Source organism: Candidatus Schekmanbacteria bacterium, assembly GCA_016219965.1.
Lineage (GTDB): Bacteria > Schekmanbacteria > GWA2-38-11 > GWA2-38-11 > J061 > JACRJM01.
The window spans coordinates 239,347-258,882 of record JACRJM010000003.1; the positions used below are offsets into that span (position 1 = coordinate 239,347).

Below are 19,536 nucleotides of genomic sequence, written 5' to 3' on the forward strand. Positions count from 1 at the left end.
CTGGCACTAATGTTTTTGTAGGGAAAGTTATAGGGGAATTAAATGAGCGGGAACAGAAGTGACGTTTCTCTAACGATTGTCAACTGGAACAGCATGAAATATATAGACCAGTGCCTTAGCTCGATTGAGCGGCAGACTCATAGGCCTTTGGAGATAATCATAGTAGATAACTGTTCAACTGACGGTTCCCGGGAACATATAAAAAAAGTTTATCCCCATATACGTTTAATAGAAAATAAAGATAACTCAGGGTTCAGCAGGGCCCATAACCAGGCTTTCAGGATAGCACGTGGTGATTTTATAATCCCGCTTAATTACGACATTGTTCTCGAACCCACATTCATAGAAGAGATGGTGAATGCTGCAAATGGGAGTGATGATATAGGCATGGTCTCTGGAAAGCTTTTCAAGAAAATTGAAGAAGACAAGACTTCAATACTGGATTCTACAGGAATAACCATGAACAATATGTTCTCCGCAGACCGGGGAGAAAACGAAAACGACAATGGGCGCTTTAACAAATGCGAATTCTTATTTGGCGCTTCAGGGGCGGCTCCATTATTAAAAAAAGAAATGCTTGAAGACATAAGAATAGGGGATGAATATTTTGACGAGGATATGTTCATATATGTAGAGGATGTTGACCTTTGCTGGCGAGCACAGCTCTCTGGATGGAAATGCATATTTACCCCTTATGCGGTAGCATACCATGAAAGAGGCGCCACGAGAAAAGACAGCGAAAAGATAAAGAGGGAGTATCTTACCATTGGCTACAGGAACAGATATCTTGCTATCTTTAAGAACAGTTTTGCGGGGACAATTATCAGGTATTTTCCCAGAATCCTTTTTCGTGAGACATATTTTTTTACAGCGCATTTATTGAATGGAAACTTTTTTATATTCAATGTTCCTTTTTCTACTCTTGCAATGATTCCAAAAATGGTAAAAAAGAGAAGGGAAATCAGGAAGAAAAGAAAAGTCACGGCAGACTATATGGAAAAGTTCTTTTTTCAGTAATACCAGCAATAAAGGAGAGCCATAAACTTGAAAGTCACTTTTGTATTCCCGGCAATTTCCGGAGTCGGTTTTGACAGCTACGGAAAAGGGATGGAGGAGTCCTGGATAAGCCATGGATTGTGCCTGATAAGCGCTTGCGTAAAGAAGGCCGGCTTCGATGTAAGCTTCATAGATTTAAGAAGACTCAAAGGATGGGATAATTTCGAAGACGAAATTAAAAAGAGCAAACCCGATGTTGTTGGCATAACAATGATGAGCGTTGATTATAACCCTGCCTTGAAGTGCATTGATATTATCAAGAAGATAAATCCGGCTGTCAAAATAATAGTCGGAGGCGCACACCCCTCGATTGCACCTGATGAAATGTCTGCAATTGATAAGATAGATCACGTGATCAAAGGAGAAGGAGAAATCAGCTTTGTAAAACTTCTTCAGAAGATTGAAAAAAATGAAACCCAGGAACGGCTGATAGAAGGTGAAAAGCCTGACATTGACGAGATGCCTTTTGCAGACAGGGAGCTCTTCGGGAATCTTGAATATCCTCTGCCGGTTGAAGGATTCTCTCCTCCCTTTGTAACTATAATAGCCGGGAGAGGATGTCTTTACAATTGCAGTTTCTGTCAGCCTGCTGAAAGGGCGATTTTCGGGAAAAAAGTCAGGAGGCGCAGTGTTGACAATGTGATAAAGGAGCTTATTGAGCTTAGAGAAAAATATAACTTTAAAAGCATGATGATACACGATGACTGCATTACCGAGGACAGGGACTGGGTTTACGATTTTTGCAAAAAATACCGCGCAGAGTTCAATATCCCCTTTGCATGTCAGAGCCGGGCAGACATAGTGTGCAGGAATGAAGATATGATAAAGGAGATGGTGCAGTCAGGATTAAAGCTCTTCTTCATAGGGTTTGAAAGCGGCAATCAGAGGATACTTAATTTCCTTAGAAAAGGGACAAAGGTTGAGCATAACTATAAAGCAGCTGAGATGTGCAGGAAATACGGGATACAGATATGGGCAAATTATATGATGGGTGTGCCGACTGAAACAAAGGAAGAGGTAATGGATACTGTCCGCATGATACAGAAGATAAAACCAGACCATTACAGCCCTGCATTTTTTACCCCTCATCCCGGAAGCGATCTTTTCACTTATTGCGAGGAACACGGGCTTTCCCTCATTAAAAATCACGACAGCTTCAGGAGAAACGCGACAGAGTGCAAGATAAAAGGAATAGATTACGAGTTTCTGTTCAATGCATTGAACGAATCTATGGGAATACATGTACCGTTAATCAAAGCCAGCACTGTGAGCAAGATAAAGGCGAAGGTAAGGCCATTTTTTAATGAACATCCCAAGCTTAAAAGCATTATAAAAACTATGTTAGGTCAGGGCTAAACGCACCTGATCATGCCAATGGCTCAAATCATTTACTTTTCCAAAACAGATGCAACAGGCCCCAGCAGCCGTTACCGCATCTATCAGTTCCTGCCCTTACTTGAAAAAAAAGGGATAAGCGTAAAGGTAAGCCCTCTGTTCGGAGAGACATACTTTAAAATACTGGCCGTAAAAAACAGCGCATTAAGGTTCTTTCTTAAATCTTTATATACCGGCTTCAGATTCTTTTTAAGGCTTATTGAGCTTTTTAATATCAGCAATTACGGGGGCGTCATAGTTGAGCACCAGATATTCCCTTATCTCCCAGCTTTTATGGAGTCTTTCTTTCTAAAAGGGAAAAAAAATATTTATCTTGAGTTTGATGATGCCATATATCTTACACCCTTTCATGGCAGGAAGATGATGAAACTTCTGCCGCTTTACAGTGGTATCATTACGGGAAACAGTAATCTGGCAGAATATGCAAATCAATACAACAAGCGTGTCCTTGTGCATCCCACATTAATTGATCTGTCGAAATACAGACTGAAGGAAGATTACAGCGCTAAAGATAAAATAGTCATCGGATGGATCGGGCTTGATTGGAATCTCAAATATCTAAAATCCATAGAACCTGCATTGAGGAATATTGCATTAAAACATAATGTCTTGTTGCGGATTATTGCGGCTAAGAGAATCAAAATAGAGGGAGTAGAAATTGATTTTAAAACATGGGATTTAGAGAATGAGACAGATGACATAAGGGCGTTTGATATAGGAATAATGCCTCTTAATGATGATGAGTGGTGCAGGGGAAAGTGCGGGCTAAAACTTCTCCAGTACATGGCTGCAGGAGTACCATCTGTCTGCTCACCCGTTGGTGTAAACACTGAAATAGTGATTGATGGCGAAAACGGTTATCTTGCCCACGGCAATTCTGAATGGGAAGATAAAATTTCGGCTTTGATAGTTTCTGAGGTACTAAGAGAAAAGATCGGGAGAAATGGACGCAAAACTGTTGAAGCGGATTATTCATTGGATAAACGCGGCACAGAGGTTTTGTCTTTCTATGATTCAGTCTCTTCCGGTAAAGTCATCTTCCCTTCTATTTGAAATCCCTTTTCCCAAATATAAGAAGTGTCAATGTCGTTATAACCGCTGAGTAGAGTATGGAATAAACAGTCACCCACCATATATATGAAGGTTCTATGGGTTTTGAGTAAACAACCTGAAGCTTTATATCAAAATTGTCCAGATTAGGGAGGATGTAATAAAGTAAATCCGTTAACAGCTTTGCAGCAGGAGATGCTTTCAGACCGAGGTTCCTTATGTCAGTTGTTGCCGTACCTATGATAAATATGGCAAGGCTGAATAGCGTACTCAAGAAAGGGGTTGAAAAGCTTGAAAACAATATAGCTATGGAAGTAATAATTACCATTTCAAGGAATATCAGGAATGAAGCCATTAACAGCCCCAGATGAATATCTCCGGAGATTATCCACGACATTAAAAGAAGTACTATGCTCATAATCGCGATGTTTGTAAAAACTATCAGAATAAGTCCTGTAAGTTTTCCAAGGATAAACTCATGCCGCGAAACAGGCTTTGAAATTATCGTATAAATGGTTTTTTTGTCTATTTCCTTGTGTACCAGAGATATTCCGACAAAAATCGAGATAAGGACTCCGAAAAGTTCAATGGCGCTTAACCCCATATCTTCCACTATCTTAAGATGTTCCCCTATTGAGAGTTTCCCGAGGAGTACGGTACTGCAAATTATTATTACTGCAAATATGAGGATGTTATAAAGTATCCTGTCCCTTATAATTTCCCTGAAAGTATTTGATGCTATAACAGTTATCTTCATCAGGAGTCATTACCTATTTTGCTGAAAAATATCTGTTCAAGCGATTTCCTTACAGGAGTTATTGATATGATCTTCCCTCCCTTTGTCACAATGTTCCTGATTATTTCATCTCTATCTTTCTCGCCTGCGGAAAAGTAAACACAGTTACCTCTTATTGAGATTGTTTCTGAGATATTTCTTATTGCGTTTAATGTTTCGCTTGATGGAGATTCTACACATATGTCATATTTTGGATCTTCTGTTCCGGTAAGCGAGCTTATATCTCCAGTTTCTATGAGCTTTCCCCTGTTTATTATGGCAACCCTGTCACAGATCATTTCCAGGTCTGTCAATATATGAGTGCTGAAGAATATTGTTTTCCCCTTTTTTTTGAGCCCAGTGATTATCTCTCTTATTTCCCTCCTTCCTATAGGGTCTATGCCGGACATCGGCTCATCAAGGATTACAAAATCAGGATCATTTATGAGAGCCTGTGCAATGCCTATTCTCTGAAGCATTCCTTTTGAGTATTTCCTTAATTGGGTGTTCCCGGCTCTTTCCAGTCCAACTTCTTCAAGAAGAGAATTTACATTCTTTTTCAAATTTCCTCTTTCAATACCAAAGAGCTTCCCATAAAAATTAAGAAACTCAATTCCTGTAAGGTAGTCATAGAAATAAGGCTGCTCAGGAAGAAACCCTATCTTAGCTTTCGCTCTGATATCTTGAGGTGAGTTCCCGTAGATAGTGATATTGCCTGACGTGGGGGTAATAATGCCGAGGATTGCTTTTATTGTAGTTGTTTTCCCGGCGCCATTAGGCCCCAGGAATCCCAGTATCTCATTTTCCTCAATGCTGAGATTAAGGCCGTTTACTGCAACAGTTTTTTTGAGCAGAAACCCTACCCTGTACTCTTTTGTGAAATTTTTTATTTCGACGAGGCTCATTTTCTATAAAAAAAATAATGAATTTAATAATTATATTATATTGGGTTCAATCTTATAATGGAAGACAGATTGTGGCTGGGAATAAGCTTATTAATAATCAAGCAGCTTTTTTGCCGAATTCTTTAAGATTGTTTATGTAATAATCTATATCAATATTGTGATCTGAAGGCTCAAGAACCTTTTCCACCATACACTCTTCTTCTTTGCGGAAAATCTCCGAGGGTTTATCTACTTCGCTTTCTTCAAATATCTCTTCTATTGTCCATTCATTGGATTCAATTCTTTGAGGAGGATTAATATTAGCAATGCCGGGTTCCGGAAGCATATTATTTTTGTCGTCTGCTATGATCAATACCCGCGGATAAAGCAAATTCCTTCTGTTAACAGAAATAACTATTCCCATCTGTTGGTTTTTCAGGCGCACAATACTGCCTATCGGGAAAAGACCCATTGCAAGTATGAAGTGCTCAACTATATTTGGATGAAAATGTTGCCCTCTTCCTATATATATCATTTTCAACCCTTTAAATGGTGTTAATGCTTTTTTATAAACCCTTTCACTTGTCAGAGCGTCATAAACATCTGCAATAGTTGTCATCATTCCAAATGTACTTATTCTATTTCCAGGAAGTCCCGTAGGGTATCCACCTCCAGAATATTTTTCATGGTGCTGTAAGACCATAAGTATGGATTTACGATCCAACGTTCCATATGGCTCAAGCATTTCCGCACCATACGAAGGATGATTTTTCATTATTTCAAATTCATCTTCAGTGAGTCTTCCCTCTTTATTAAGTATTTTATTTGGAATTTTCATTTTTCCGCAGTCGTGAAGGATTCCACCGGTACCAAGAACATGAAGTTCCTTTTTAGGGTAATTTAAATATTTCCCTAACGCTATTGTAAGAATCGCAACATTTATAGAATGTTTGAATGTATATTCGTCGAACTTTTTTACCCTAGCCAGAGTTATCATGGTGTCAGTATGGGTTAAAACATTTTCAACAAGTGAATTTGAAAGATCCTGCACTTTATCAATATTAATTGCCTTACCATTTCTTACATCATTTAAAACATCAGTTACTATTGATACTTTTTCTTCATAAACAACTCTTGTTTTTTCGGTTCCTTCAATGAATGATTTTTTTTCATGGGTATCATTATAATTATTTACAGAAGATGGGGTTTTAGCTTCCGGTTCAGCTGTTATAGAGCTATTGGAAATTTCTGAAGAAGTACTTTCATCTATTTCATTTATTGCTTCATTAGATTTGATATCTTCAGTTTTTATTACTTTTTTCATATTAAATTAAAGAGGTTATTGAAGTAGTATTATTGTCGTAATGAAAGTAGAAATAATTAATATATAAATAACATTTAGTGCTAATTACTTATAATAGATGTTTAAAATTATTTAAGATAGCAAATTGGATATTTGAAAATCTTATTGATAAATAAAATAAATTAAACGTGAAATGCGGACTATGAGGGTATTAGTTATTTTTGCTTAGATATCTTTATTTAATTTCGTGACTGGATTTTATTGTATATGACATTGTTTGCAAAGATCTCGTATGCTTGATCCATCCCCACTTTCTGTTGGCGAAGACGAGCCAGTCATATAAATTAGTGGTGGTCTAATATAATATTTGCCACAACATTTCCGCTATGCATTGCTGTTGCATAACCTCCAATGATAAGCTGTGAGAATGCCTGGTATCCGGCCATATATAGATTGGGAACCGGTGTTCTGATCAAGCTTTTAAAAGCAGTACCCATTTCATCGCTTCTGTCCCATGACCAACCTGCGCAAGCGCCCTCGCTTCCTCCTCCCCAGGTCTGATAAGTAAGAGGAGTTGATGCATCCATGACCTCTACTGCGGAAGAAAGGCCAGGTAGAAGATTTTCTGCTGCCTGGATAAAATACTTTGAAACCCTGTTCTTGTACTCATAATAACCTTTTGTTCTTCCTCCGTCCGGAGCTCTCCATTTTTCAAAAAAATTATATGGAGCATTAGCTCTGAGCAGTAAAGCGTCTTTCTCATGCGGCGCATTATGAATATCTTTTCCGGACCACAAACAGATTTCATATTCCCTGTCAGAAAAGAAATATTTCGAAGAGATATTTTCATGCCAGGGTTGTGCTTCACCCATTGAATCACGATAAAAAATATGATCAGCTTTAAACGCCTTTAAATTGACATTTGAAGTATTGATTCCAAGGTATACGCAGAAAATAGAGCCGCTGTCCTGGAGGCTCTTTACCCATTTAGCAAAATCATTGGGGACAAACTCTTCTCCAATCATATTGAAAAATGTCAGTTTATGGTCAACAGTTGACACAATCGTATCTGCAGCAATATGCTCTCCGGATTTAAGAATTATTCCGTTGGCAAGTCCATTACTCATTCTGATTTTAGAAACAGGAGAAGAAAAGCGCAATTCTCCGCCTGCATCAATGATAGTTTTCACAAGCAGATTATTAATCCCGTCAAAACCAATGTCCGGATACCAAATTCCAGTTTTCGCGATCATATCCCACATCCTTGCTGCAAGCAGTGCAGACATATTACTTTCCTCGAAACTCTGGCTTGACAGGAGCACTCTCAGAAGATCATTTTTTATAAGCTTCTCTGCCAGTTCTTTTGCAGAAATTGTCCGGTATTTTTTTAAAATCCTGCTTCTTTCTTCTTTTGTAAAATCTGTATTTAAACTTTCTTGGCTTTGAATTTTTTGAAATTCCCTGCTTTCTGCAAGTATTTCCATTTGTGCTTTTGAGAGATCCAGCATTATTTCAAAAAAAGCGCTTATACCAGATTCATCCTCAGGGAAAAATTGACCAAGTTCTTTTGTTAGTTCCTTGAACGGAAGGGATATAATTACATCTATGTTTTTTGATTTAAACTGAAAATGAGATCTTTTGAAATTAATTTTTTCCTTGATACCCAATTCTTTCAATGTATTTCCAACATATGACGGGAAACTAAAGGAAAGTGGACCAGTCGGGAATTTATACCCATTCCGGTGAAAAACTGAAGCTGTGCCGCCTGCATGGCTGAATTTTTCGCATAGAAGAACCTTTATCCCTTTTCTTGCAAGACCGGCAGCACATGTTAATCCTCCTATGCCAGCGCCAATTATAATACAGTCATATTTCATTCTGTTAATCTTAATAAAGTTGTACAATATTGGTAATTGATATTGACATTCTGAGTCAAGATAATAGAGAAAGAAGACATGCTTGTAAAACAAAAGAATGGATTTACCTTTTTAGAGATAATGGTCGTCGTTGCGATTGTGGGAATAGTCGCCGGATTGGGGATATACAATCTCTTGAGTATGCTCCCTCAGATCAGGGCTAACAGCGCGGCAAGACAGGTGTCATCTGACATGCAGTGGGCACGGTTAAAGTCTGTGTCTGAAAACAATGATGTTATAATAACTTTTTATTCGCCTGATGGTACCGGAGCTTACCGGTATGAAATCCATGATGATGATAATAACAACGGGGCAAGAGATTCAGGCGAAGCATTATTTGCCGGAGATAAATATACTTTACCTGCAACCATAAGATTTGGTCGTGCTACTTCAGGGATAGAAAGGACTACCTGCGGAGGAGAAATCGGTTCAACTGGAATCCATTTCACAGGAAATAAAATAACATTTCAGCCTTCAGGAAGACCTAATAAGAATGGTTCAGTATATATCATCCCAATTAAAGAGGATGAGAATAATGAGAAAAAAACGATTAACTGGAGAGCTATAAGCGTTACAACTAACGGACGTATAAAAACCTGGATTTATGATGCTTCGGTTGAAAATTGCGCAAGCGGCCTCGGCCCATGGCGGTAATATTTATTATTCACATTTAGATTCTCCCATAGGAATTATCCACTTAGCTGTTTATGACAAGTGCCTATGCAAGGTCTCGTTAGGTTTTTCGGCTGCTTCAGATTTTAAAAATTATTTTTCATTCCTCCATTCTTTTAAGCTTATTGATTCGCACCCTGGTACCAAACCATTTAAAGAAATGATCCTCAGTTATCTCGAAAAGGGGGTTCCTTTGAATGACGCTGAAGTGGCAATATTGAGAGGAACAGAGTTCCAGAAATCTGTCTGGCGGGCTGCGCTTAATATTCCATACGGGAAAACCCGTTCCTATGGCTGGATAGCAGAGAAAATAAAAATTCCGGATGCAAGCCGTGCAGTTGGCAATGCTCTTGGAGAGAATCCTGTACCTCTTTTTATTCCCTGTCACAGGGTTGTACGTTCTGACGGATCAATGGGAGGGTTTACCGGAGGTTGCAATATAAAAGAGAGGCTTCTTTCAATTGAAGCTCGCGGTATATATTCAGACAATGGCATTTGAAGAGATCAACTTTGTCGCAGCCATTTATACTATCAATCATACAGTTTGGCGTTGCCTTTGCTCTTAGCTCGGTAATTGTCTCGCTCCCATTCTATGTCAGCACCATCAGCACCTACAGCCCGGAAAAAACATTGCTCTGGATAGGTTTAATAGTTGCTTCCTCTAATATCGGAGCTGCCATATTCTCCCCTCTTTGGGGAAAGCTTTCCTCTAAATTCAGCCATAAGATGCTTTACCAGAGAGGGATACTTTCTCATGCAGTACTTCTTTTTGCCATGGGGTTCACCCATAATTTGCCGTTATTGCTGCTCCTTAGGACTCTTCAGGGAGTATTCGGCGGGATATCAACAATAGGTCTTATAATGCTCAAACAAATACTGCCCGAGGAAATGCTTTCATCGGGAATTGGAAAGTTCCAATCATCCATAACTATCGGTCAGTTATGCGGACCGGCAGTAGGTGCTTATGTGGCATCAGTTTATGGTTTCAGGATATTTTTTATTTTTGCATCAACTGTTATTTTTCTTATCTTCATTGTTACTGTTTTTTTCCTTGAGAACACAAAAGCTGAACTCAGTCCTGAAACTTCAGTTCAAAGAAGTAATAAACGTTTTTTCGTCCTTTGGTTTCTTTCTATGTCGGCTACTGTTCAGGCAGTGTTTTTCCCTGCCATACTTCCCGATATCCTGAGATACTTTAGCGTTGAATCGAATGCTGCTGTAATGACGGCAGGATGGATTGTTTTTGGTTATGGTATTTCCTCCGCACTTGGCGCTTATTTCCTGCCTCCATTTTTGTCACGGTTAAACAGCTACTCTGCTATTATGTTCCTTGGTCTGCTATCAGCTTTTTTTCAGCTTATGCATATAGAGGCAGGGTCAATACCATTACTTGTCCTGTTCAGAATCCTACAGACATTTTTCGCTGCTGCTATCATGCCGTTATGCATCAGCGTTGTTGCTTCAAGGGGTTCCGGAACATCCATAGGAATAATAAACACTGCACGGTTTACAGGCAATGCATGCGGTCCTTTGATAGCTACCGGGATTCTTTCGTTAGCAAATGAACAGACTGTTTATTTAACTGTAACCTTGCTTTCAATTATCCCTCTTTTCTTCCTGAAAGACAGGGCACGTCACGAGAAGTCTGTTTGAAGTTTCTTCCGGCAGGAGCCAGAAGATTATCCATATGTAATGTTATTATGATTATTATATCGTGCGTTCCATGGCAGCTACAAAAGGTTTGAGCTCTTCCATAAGCTCCACAAACTGAGATGGCTTTAGCGACTGCTGTCCGTCAGAATATGCCTCTTCAGGTTTTGGATGCACTTCAATTATAAGCCCATCTGCACCTGCGGCGATTGAAGCTTTCGCCATGGGATTCACGTAATCCCTGAACCCCACTCCATGGCTTGGATCAACCAAAATCGGAAGATGGGATTTCTTCTTTATTACCGGGACACAGCTCAAATCAAGTGTGTTGCGGGTTTCTGTTTCAAATGTTCGTATACCTCTTTCACATAAAACAACATTTTTATTCCCTTCAGAGAGAATGTACTCAGCAGACATGAGAAACTCAGTGATAGTTGTCATCATTCCTCTTTTTAGAAGAATTGGTTTGTTGATTTTACCGAGCTTTTTAAGAAGCGCAAAGTTCTGGACATTCCTTGCGCCTACCTGCAGCATGTCGGAATAGTCTGCCACCATATCAACTTCGGTCGTGTCCATTATCTCTGTCACAAAGGGAAGCCCTGTTTTATCTCTGACGTTTGCAAGTATTTTCAGCCCTTCCTCTTCAAGCCCCTGAAAGCTGTACGGAGAAGTGCGGGGTTTAAAAGCACCGCCACGCAGAATCTTTGCACCTGCATTTTTCACTGCAAATGCAGATTCAAGCATCTGTTCCATTGATTCAACGGAGCATGGGCCTGCTATTATGGCTATTTCTTCCCCCCCGATAATTACTCCTCCAACATTAACCTGAGTGTTCACCGGGTTGAATTCCCGGCTTGCGAGTTTATAGGGTTTGAGAATAGGCATTATTTTCTCAACCCCTGCCATAGATTCAAGGGACTGAAGTCTTGCCTTTCCTCTTTCGTCTCCAACTGCCCCTATTACAGTCCTCTCAACTCCCTCGATTACATTAGGTTTATAGCCAAGATCTTTTATTTTATTGATGACATCTTCTATGTCTTTTTTTGCAGCTTTTGTTTGCATTACAATAATCATTATCTTTTCCCTCTATGATAAGAGACTGATAGTGCCGGACTAATAGAACTTGAGGGTAGATTTGTCAAGCCATGAAAATAAATTAAGCATTACGAGTATTTTATATTGATTTTCAATGTACATATTTTTAGTATGCCTGTGCTGAAATAAATTATCATAATCGAAGGGAGCAATTGTGAAGGCATTAGTTACAGGGACAGCAGGATTTGTCGGTTCTCATTTGGCTGAAAAACTCATTGCAGAAAAACATACAGTAATAGGTGTAGACTCATTTCTTGACTATTATCCTAGAACCCAAAAGGAAAATAATATCAAAAAACTCCGTTCCAATCCTTCATTTACTCTTATTGAGAATTGCCTTACGAAGCTTGATTTAAATCCCATTTTAAAAGATGTAGACGTGATTTTTCACCTTGCTGCTCAGGCTGGCGTAAGAAGCAGCTGGGGCGAGCAGTTCGTCATATATACCACAAACAACATCAACGCTACGCAACGTCTTCTTGAGGCTGCAAAGGATTCGAAAATAAAAAGATTTGTCTATGCCTCTTCATCATCTGTTTACGGTGATACTGACAAGCTACCCATGCAGGAGACAGATATTCCCTGTCCTGTTTCTCCATATGGTGTTTCAAAGCTTGCGGGAGAACACCTTTGCAACCTTTATTACAAGAATTACGGTGTCCCGACCGTTTCTTTGAGATACTTTACTGTCTATGGACCAAGACAAAGACCAGATATGGCGTTCCACAAGTTTTTCAGGAATGCTATTAACGGGAAGACCCTTGAAATATACGGAAATGGAGAACAGACAAGAGACTTTACCTTTATTTCTGACATCGTTGCTGCAACTTTTAATGCTGCCTCAGCTCAAAACGCCGTAGGAAAAATTTTTAACCTTGGAGGAGGGAGCAGAACAAGTCTTAAGGCCGTACTTGATACAATCAATGAATTGACTCACGGAACCCTTAAAATAGAATACAAGGAAACACAGAAGGGAGATGTAAGGCATACCTACGCTGATACAGAGCTTGCAAAAAATATCCTGAAATTCAATCCGCAGGTAGGAGTGAAAGAAGGGTTGTCTCGGGAATACCAGTGGATAAAAGATTTTTATAAACAAAGTTAAAACAACTTATACTTTCTCAAGTGCAAGATTTGTGTAATAGACGAGGAACCCGTCAGTGAAAAAAGCGGAGCATACTTTTCCTGTATGTGAGCATTTTTAAGATGGTGGTTGACAAAGTATAGTACCAAATATTGTACTTGAGGCTCAGTCGAATAAGGTATAGCGGATAATACACCAGATGGCCACAAATCCATCTTTCCACGTAATTTTTTTTCCTTCAGTATAATCGCGGCCATAATAAGATATAGGAACTTCATAAATCCTGTATCTTCTCTTTGCTACCTTTGCTGTAAATTCCGGTTCAAACCCGAACCTGTCAGATTTCAGGTTCAAGCCATGAAGCACTTTTGCCCTGAATACTTTATAACAGGTTTCCATGTCGCTTAAATTGAGGTTGGTCATAATGTTGGAGAAAGTAGTTAAACCCTTATTCCCCACATAATGCCAGAAGAGAAGGACCCTATGAGGCCCTGAAAGAAACCTTGATCCGTAAACCACATCAGCTTTGTCGTCAATTATAGGTGCTATAAGTTTGTCGTATTCTCCGGGATCGTATTCAAGGTCTGCATCCTGTATGATTACGATATCCCCTGTTACATGCTCAAATCCTGTCCTCAAGGCAGCACCCTTACCCATGTTCTTCTCATGGTAAAATATTCTGTATTTTTTAGTGTCCAGCTCTTTTAATATTTCCCTTGTGCCATCAGTGGAAAAATCATCAACCAGGATTATTTCCTTGTCGTGTTTCACGGCATTCTCGACCTTTTGTAACAGTTTCAGGACAAGGTCGCACTCATTGTAAACAGGTATTACTATTGAGAGTTTCACGTCTTTCACGGTATTCTTCTCACTTTATTTTAAAAAATATATTATATACACACATGCTGATCCCCACAGCAAAATATTTATGATAAGAGGAACATCCGTGAGAAGTATCATCTCAGGGCTTCCTCCTTTTCCCTTCTGGTGAACGAGATAAAGATATCTGAATATTCCGTACATTACAAATGGAACGGTATATTCAAGATTGCGGCTTATGGCATCCTGGGATAGCGTGTAGATAGTATACGCAATCATCGTCGAAGGGGTTACAACTGATATCATCTGGTCCAGAAAATAAGGGCTGTACTCCTCAAGTATACGCCGATGCGCAGTAGCATTCTCATTAAGAAGCAATAATTCATGCCTTCTTTTTGCAAGTGCAAGAAAGAGAGAAAGAAGAAATGTACAGATAATGAACCATGGAGAATACCTTACATCTATTACTACTGCCCCTGCTATTGCTCTCATAACAAAACCACATGAGATAACGAGAACATCAAGTATAACTATGTGTTTTAGAAACAGGGAGTAGAGTATGAATGTAATAAAATAAATCAGGCATATGTTGAAAAAAGTCTTATGAAGCATATATGACAAAACCAGAACAGAGACAGCGATGCAGACTCCAAATATAGCGGCATTTGTTACAGATATGAGCCCTGCAGGGAGAGGTCTTTCCTTTTTAAGCGGATGATTGCGGTCGTTCTCAAGATCAAGAAGATCATTGAATATATATATGCTTGAAGAGAGAAAACAGAATAATATAAAAGCTAAAATGCTTTTTTCAATAAGCAGAGGGTTAAAGAGATTTTCAGAAAAAACAAGACCTGAAAATATAATAAGGTTTTTTGTCCACTGCTTGACTCTAAGTAATTGAATGTAGTGAGATATCATAAAAAGAGGGATTAGACTCTATCCTTTCATATTGCTATTATTAGGTCGTCACAATCGTCAAGCTCCTGCCAACTCTTTAAAATTGAGAATAAATCATTTTCCCGTTTACCATGGAAAAATTCACTTCCTGTGATTCCATTAGAACATACTCACAGGCATCTTTCAATTTTATAGTGCTATTTACCGGTACGCTTATCATGTCCGCAAGGTAGCCAGGTGCAACCCTGCCAAGTTTTCCGCTTAAGCCAAAACATTGAGCGCCATTCAACGTGGCAATCTTTATTGCCTCATCAGCGCTAATAGAAGGCAATAATTTACGAAGCATCTTAAGTTCATTGAACATATTAATTCCTGAATTGCTCGCACAACTGTCTGTGCCTAAAGCAATATTAACTCCTGCCTCGAGGGCATCTGCAAGCGGACTTTTATCTCTTCCAAACCAATTATTGTTGGAACAGGGGCATATGACGACAGATGACCCTCCTCTTGCCAGGAACTCTATATCAGATGAAGAATAATTGTTTAAATGCACAAAAGAAACATTTTGTCTCAACAGTCCGAGTTTCTTCATATACTCAACAGGACCAACCTCAGGAGGGGACCACTCTTCAGGGATCTGACCGAAAAAAGATAGGAGAGAAAAAAAAGGACCTCTTCCGCTTTTTAAAAATTCAGTTTCATTTTCTGACTCAGCCAGATGAATTTGCATGGAAAGCTTTTTATCGATAGCTGTAGAGTTACAATTTTTAAAAAGAATTTCTGAAACAGAATATGGAGAATGAGGGCTTATTCCCGCCGCTACATTTTCAGAGTTAAATTTTTTATGCTCATCAAGCATTTCTTCTATTCTTCGGCAGACGCTGTCGGTGTTTTTGTCGCCAAATCCTATAGCTTCATAAAAAATAACACCTCTTGCCCCTGACTGTATGAAAGGATTAAGACTCTCAAAGGAATTAGATATGTCTGCAAAGAAAGTGCATCCGCCTTTAATCCCTTCCCGCAATCCTTCGCTTACAGAAGTTCTATAGCTTTCTCTGGAGGTCGCTGCTTTTAAGGATACAATATCCTCTATCCATCTTGGGAAACTACTGCGCTGCCTTATTTTTCCCCTGTATCCTGTAAGTTCAAGATGAGTGTGCGCGTTGATTAAGCCGGGAATAAGGATGGAATTACCTATGTCGATATCAGCAGTTGAACTGGTTCCCTTCATTCGTTCAACACTGGCAATGATATTGCCTTCTATAAGAAGAAGGAAATCTTCTATTAATTCTGTCTCAGGGGAATAAAGGTATTTCCCCTTAATCCGGGTTTGCTTCAAATCAGAACAACTCTTCTGATTATTTTTCCGGTTGCTGTTGTTGTTGACCCTGCGGTTCTATATTTTTCAATACTCCTAAGACTTGGGCAGAGACAGCAGAATATTTGGGATTGTCCGTCTGAAATTCTATTTGTCCTTTGAATTTTCCTTCAGCAACTTTAGACGAGAGAGTTACCGATATTTTTACAGAATCTCCCGGTTTGATTGATAAAGGAAATTTGGCGTCTGTTTCAATGAGATTACTGTCGTATTTGGCTCCCAGTATTTTAAGATCTTTTTCTCCCCTGTTCTCAATAGTGATTATTTTAGCCGGAGTTTCTCCTTTTTTTACCACATTAAAACTCAGATTCTTTGGTTTAAGCTGTACTTCACCAACAATCTGTAAGCTGAATGGGATCAAGACCTTTTCGTTGCTCCCTTTAATCTGTATCGTTATGCTTCCTGCAACTCCCGGCCTTTCAGGTTTGAGAGAAGAAGTGTATGTAACGGGTACTGTAACTTCTAAACCGGGATTAAGGTCTTTATCGTACTTCCCAATAGTAATTTCTTTATTCTCGCAAGTTATGCTATCTAATGTCATAACTTCATTAGTCATATTTTTCAGTTTCACATCCATTGTCTGAGATTTTGATTCTGTTATCCTCCCAAAATTCAGGTAAGCCGGGTTAACCTCAAGAAGCGCCTTAACTAAGGCTTTAATCTTTATCACTGAGGTTTCATTTGCCGGATCATTTGTAACAAGGCTAATCTGCCTTGTTACTTCCCCCTGAAACCTTTTGGAAGAAAAAATCACATTGAGGTCGCCTGTTTCGCCGGGACGGATTATGTTCTTAGAAGCCATTGCCGCAGTGCAGCCGCAGGAGGTTTTAATGTCTTTTATTTCAAGGTCTGCATCACCTGTATTTTTTATCTTGAAAATATGAGTGGATTTGGTCTCCTGATGCATCTCTCCAAAATTAAAAAGTGTTTCTTCTAAAACAATCTTTGGTGCTTTACCCTTTTGTTCAGTCCCTTGGGAAGGAGCGGGAGCAGCTTCCCCGGTTTTTTGAGGTGGTTGCGGCGTTACAGGAACTTCTAATGCTTTTTGAGGTTGCGGTGAAGTAGCAGCAGGTTTTGCTTCTTCAGCACAGGTTTTAAGGGTTGATACAGTTAGTAATGAAAATACAGTAATCAGCAGGATCAATGCGATCAGAGAAAAACGAGGTCTTAACATTTTTATTTCCTCCATTTTATTTTTATTTGCCCGGTGATAGAATATATACAAGTTTTTTAACTATTCAAATGTTATTTTTTCTGTTAATATTTTATATATATAAACATTTTACAGGTCACATCAATGGGAAAAATTGCAGTTGAAATAGTAATGGGAAGCGAATCCGACTTGCAGACAATGCAGGAATGCGGAAATATTCTCGAACAATTCGGTCTTTCATATCGTTATAATATCATATCAGCCCACAGGACCCCTGATGAGGCAGCTCTATTCAGCAAATCTGCGGCAGGAAGAGGAGTAAAAATCATAATAGCAGGGGCAGGGTGTGCAGCACATCTTGCAGGTGTTATCGCATCGCACACAACTCTTCCCGTAATAGGAATTCCTATAAGCAGTCCCCCTTTAAATGGTCTTGATTCACTTTTTTCAACTGTGCAGATGCCAGGAGGCATTCCTGTTGCAACTATGGCAATAGGAAGTGCAGGGGCGAAAAATGCCGCGCTTTTCGCCATAAGGATGCTATCCGTTGATGACGGAAAACTTAGAAAAAAGCTTGAAGGCTACATCAGCAACATGAAGGAAAATGTAAAAAAACAGAATGAAAAGGTTTCTGCCAAGCACGCCTGAGTTTTTTATTCTCTCATCTGTCACTGATTAGTCTTTCCTATACGGGTCCAGTACATCCCTTAGTCCCTCACCAATTAAGTTAAAGGCAGTTATGCTTATGAATATCACCGCCGCAGGAAAAAGTATGAGATGGGGATAAAACCTCAATGATGCCCAGCCTTCATTGGCAAGCGTTCCCCAGCTTGAAAATGGCGGCGGCACTCCAAGCCCCAGAAAACTTAGTGAAGATTCTGCAAGTATTACCTGCGGTATCCTGAATGTAGCGGTTATTATGAGAGATGTTAAGGCACAAGGAAAGATGTGAAGGAATATTATTCGTGTCTTACCTGCGCCTATTGTCTTTGCAGCTTCTACGAAGTCCTGCACTTTAATCCTGATGACCTCGCCGCGCATAACCCTTGCCACAGTTACCCAGCTAACAAGGGAAAGACTCAGTGTGATCCCTGTTATACCCCTGCCAATCATTATTGATATCAGGATTATGATAAGAAGGTCAGGGATACAATATACTACATCAACAAAGCGCATCATGGCACTCTCCGTCTTCCCGGCTATGAATCCTGCGCATGCCCCATAAACTGCGCCGAACAGAACTGCAATGGCCGAAGAAATTATAGCTACAGTAAGCGATATCCTCGCACCATAGATTATGCGGCTTAAGATATCTCTGCCAAGCCTGTCTGTCCCAAAGTAATGTGACGCGGAAGGAGCTTGAAGCAAAGCTTTGGTATCCTGATATTCATAGGGAAAAGGCGCGATAAAATCAGCAAAAAGCGCTGTGAACGAAAGAATGGCTATGAAAAAAACTGCAACAGCCGCGAGCTTATTTTTTTTAAGCATTTTTAACATTCCTTATGCGCGGGTCAAGAAAGGCGTATGAAATATCAACGGCAAAATTCGCAAGTACAAGTATTACAGAGTAAACTATGGTAATTCCCATGATCATCGGATAATCCCTGTCCGTGACCGCCAGGACAAAAAACTTCCCCATACCGGGAATAGAGAATATATGTTCCACGACAAAAGAGCCTGTCACAAGTGCGGCAAAGAGCGGTCCCAAAACAGTTACAACCGGTATAAGGGAGTTAAAAAGAACATGTTTTATGAAGATTCTCTGTCTGCTTAAACCCTTGGCTTGTGCGGAAGAAACGAAGTTAGCATTGAAAGTGTCGAGTATGCTTCCCCGCAGTAACCTTGCAAGATATGCGGCAGGCCCCATGGCAAGCGCAATAGATGGAAGAATTATGTAGCTTGCCCCTTCCCATAATGCCGGAGGAAAAATCCCGAACATGATGGAAAACACTGATATCAGCAATGCAGAAAGCACAAAGCTTGGCAATGATATTCCGCATATTGAAGCAAACTGCACAAAATAATCAGCTGTCTTATCCGCTCTTAAGGCTGAAATTATTCCGCCTGCAAATCCGAGCAAAAGGCAAAATAAAAATGACACCATTCCGAGCAGTGCTGATACAGGGAATGCGTCTCCAATAATATCAGAGACAGATCTTCCTGTGTATTTGTATGACGGACCAAAATCACCGTAACAAATCCCTTCAACATAGTTAATAAACTGCTGTTCTAATGGCAGGTCGAGCTTGAATTTCTTCTCTACGTTTGCCTTAACAAGCTCCGGAAGTTTCTTTTCCCTGTCAAATGGCCCGCCCGGAACGGAGTGCATTATAAGAAACGAGATAAGTATGACTGCGAGGATTACAGCGATATTGAGAATTGTTCTTTTAACAACAAACTGCAGCATGC

Annotated in this window: 19 protein-coding genes; 8 read left to right on the forward strand and 11 right to left on the reverse strand. The window is 39.6% G+C overall.

Annotated features, from left to right (window positions below; all coding sequences use genetic code 11):
- Window positions 1–42 precede the first annotated feature (42 nt).
- Genes HZA77_03350 through HZA77_03360 form a run of 3 tightly spaced genes read left to right on the forward strand, consistent with a single transcriptional unit; the run spans window position 43 to window position 3,504 of the window.
- A complete protein-coding gene (locus HZA77_03350; GenBank protein ID MBI5374444.1) occupies window positions 43–1,017 on the forward strand; it encodes a glycosyltransferase family 2 protein in 975 nt (324 codons plus the stop codon).
- A 27-nt stretch (window positions 1,018–1,044) separates the two neighbouring features.
- On the forward strand, window positions 1,045–2,412 hold the full coding sequence (locus HZA77_03355) for a B12-binding domain-containing radical SAM protein (protein ID MBI5374445.1): 1,368 nt from the start codon (window positions 1,045–1,047) through the stop codon (window positions 2,410–2,412).
- Window positions 2,413–2,430: 18 nt separating this feature from the next.
- Window positions 2,431–3,504 (forward strand): glycosyltransferase family 4 protein, encoded by a 1,074-nt coding sequence (locus HZA77_03360; GenBank protein ID MBI5374446.1) that lies wholly within the window; start codon window positions 2,431–2,433, stop codon window positions 3,502–3,504.
- On the opposite strand, the gene HZA77_03365 is transcribed toward HZA77_03360, so the two are convergent.
- The 4 genes from HZA77_03365 to HZA77_03380 form a co-directional block, all read right to left on the reverse strand.
- Entirely contained in the window at window positions 3,497–4,258 is a 762-nt protein-coding gene (locus HZA77_03365) for an ABC transporter permease subunit (GenBank protein MBI5374447.1), read from the reverse strand. The genes HZA77_03360 and HZA77_03365 overlap by 8 nt on opposite strands.
- Window positions 4,258–5,181, reverse strand: coding sequence for an ABC transporter ATP-binding protein (locus HZA77_03370; GenBank protein MBI5374448.1), 924 nt, complete (start codon window positions 5,179–5,181; stop codon window positions 4,258–4,260). Before HZA77_03370 ends, HZA77_03365 begins: the two co-directional genes overlap by 1 nt.
- 97 nt (window positions 5,182–5,278) lie before the next feature.
- Window positions 5,279–6,484 carry an HD-GYP domain-containing protein gene (locus tag HZA77_03375; GenBank protein ID MBI5374449.1) on the reverse strand — a complete coding sequence of 402 codons (1,206 nt, stop codon included), beginning with the start codon at window positions 6,482–6,484 and terminating at the stop codon, window positions 5,279–5,281.
- Between the two features lie 323 nt (window positions 6,485–6,807).
- Window positions 6,808–8,340, reverse strand: a complete 1,533-nt coding sequence (locus tag HZA77_03380) for an NAD(P)/FAD-dependent oxidoreductase (GenBank protein MBI5374450.1) — start codon at window positions 8,338–8,340, stop codon at window positions 6,808–6,810.
- 78 nt (window positions 8,341–8,418) lie between these two features.
- Between HZA77_03380 and HZA77_03385 the strand changes: the two genes are divergently transcribed.
- The 3 genes from HZA77_03385 to HZA77_03395 all read left to right on the forward strand — a co-directional run bounded on the left by HZA77_03385 (window position 8,419) and on the right by HZA77_03395 (window position 10,704).
- A complete protein-coding gene (locus HZA77_03385) occupies window positions 8,419–9,033 on the forward strand; it encodes a GspH/FimT family protein (GenBank protein MBI5374451.1) in 615 nt (204 codons plus the stop codon).
- A 211-nt stretch (window positions 9,034–9,244) separates the two neighbouring features.
- A complete protein-coding gene (locus tag HZA77_03390; GenBank protein ID MBI5374452.1) occupies window positions 9,245–9,550 on the forward strand; it encodes a methylated-DNA--[protein]-cysteine S-methyltransferase in 306 nt (101 codons plus the stop codon).
- Window positions 9,551–9,561: 11 nt separating this feature from the next.
- Window positions 9,562–10,704: an MFS transporter gene (locus HZA77_03395; GenBank protein MBI5374453.1), complete on the forward strand. Its 1,143-nt coding sequence runs from the start codon at window positions 9,562–9,564 to the stop codon at window positions 10,702–10,704.
- A gap of 54 nt (window positions 10,705–10,758) precedes the next feature.
- Here the strand turns inward: HZA77_03395 and aroF are convergent, their stop codons facing one another.
- On the reverse strand, window positions 10,759–11,775 hold the full coding sequence (gene aroF / locus HZA77_03400) for a 3-deoxy-7-phosphoheptulonate synthase (protein MBI5374454.1): 1,017 nt from the start codon (window positions 11,773–11,775) through the stop codon (window positions 10,759–10,761).
- Window positions 11,776–11,947: 172 nt separating this feature from the next.
- On the opposite strand from aroF, the gene HZA77_03405 reads away from it, so the two are divergent.
- Window positions 11,948–12,901: a GDP-mannose 4,6-dehydratase gene (locus HZA77_03405; GenBank protein ID MBI5374455.1), complete on the forward strand. Its 954-nt coding sequence runs from the start codon at window positions 11,948–11,950 to the stop codon at window positions 12,899–12,901.
- 144 nt (window positions 12,902–13,045) lie between these two features.
- Here the strand turns inward: HZA77_03405 and HZA77_03410 are convergent, their stop codons facing one another.
- The 4 genes from HZA77_03410 to HZA77_03425 form a co-directional block, all read right to left on the reverse strand.
- Window positions 13,046–13,729, reverse strand: a complete 684-nt coding sequence (locus tag HZA77_03410; GenBank protein ID MBI5374456.1) for a glycosyltransferase family 2 protein — start codon at window positions 13,727–13,729, stop codon at window positions 13,046–13,048.
- A gap of 24 nt (window positions 13,730–13,753) precedes the next feature.
- Window positions 13,754–14,617 (reverse strand): decaprenyl-phosphate phosphoribosyltransferase, encoded by an 864-nt coding sequence (locus HZA77_03415; protein MBI5374457.1) that lies wholly within the window; start codon window positions 14,615–14,617, stop codon window positions 13,754–13,756.
- 76 nt (window positions 14,618–14,693) lie between these two features.
- On the reverse strand, window positions 14,694–15,935 hold the full coding sequence (locus tag HZA77_03420; protein ID MBI5374458.1) for an amidohydrolase family protein: 1,242 nt from the start codon (window positions 15,933–15,935) through the stop codon (window positions 14,694–14,696).
- A 19-nt stretch (window positions 15,936–15,954) separates the two neighbouring features.
- Entirely contained in the window at window positions 15,955–17,148 is a 1,194-nt protein-coding gene (locus HZA77_03425; protein ID MBI5374459.1) for a DUF1573 domain-containing protein, read from the reverse strand.
- Window positions 17,149–17,271: 123 nt separating this feature from the next.
- Here HZA77_03425 and purE point away from each other — a divergent pair, with 123 nt between their 5' ends.
- A complete protein-coding gene (gene purE / locus HZA77_03430) occupies window positions 17,272–17,775 on the forward strand; it encodes a 5-(carboxyamino)imidazole ribonucleotide mutase (GenBank protein ID MBI5374460.1) in 504 nt (167 codons plus the stop codon).
- A 27-nt stretch (window positions 17,776–17,802) separates the two neighbouring features.
- On the opposite strand, the gene HZA77_03435 is transcribed toward purE, so the two are convergent.
- The gene (locus tag HZA77_03435; protein MBI5374461.1) at window positions 17,803–18,615 is read right to left on the reverse strand and encodes an ABC transporter permease; all 813 of its coding nucleotides are present in this window, start codon (window positions 18,613–18,615) and stop codon (window positions 17,803–17,805) included.
- Window positions 18,608–19,534 (reverse strand): ABC transporter permease, encoded by a 927-nt coding sequence (locus tag HZA77_03440; protein MBI5374462.1) that lies wholly within the window; start codon window positions 19,532–19,534, stop codon window positions 18,608–18,610. Before HZA77_03440 ends, HZA77_03435 begins: the two co-directional genes overlap by 8 nt.
- Window positions 19,535–19,536 lie beyond the last annotated feature (2 nt).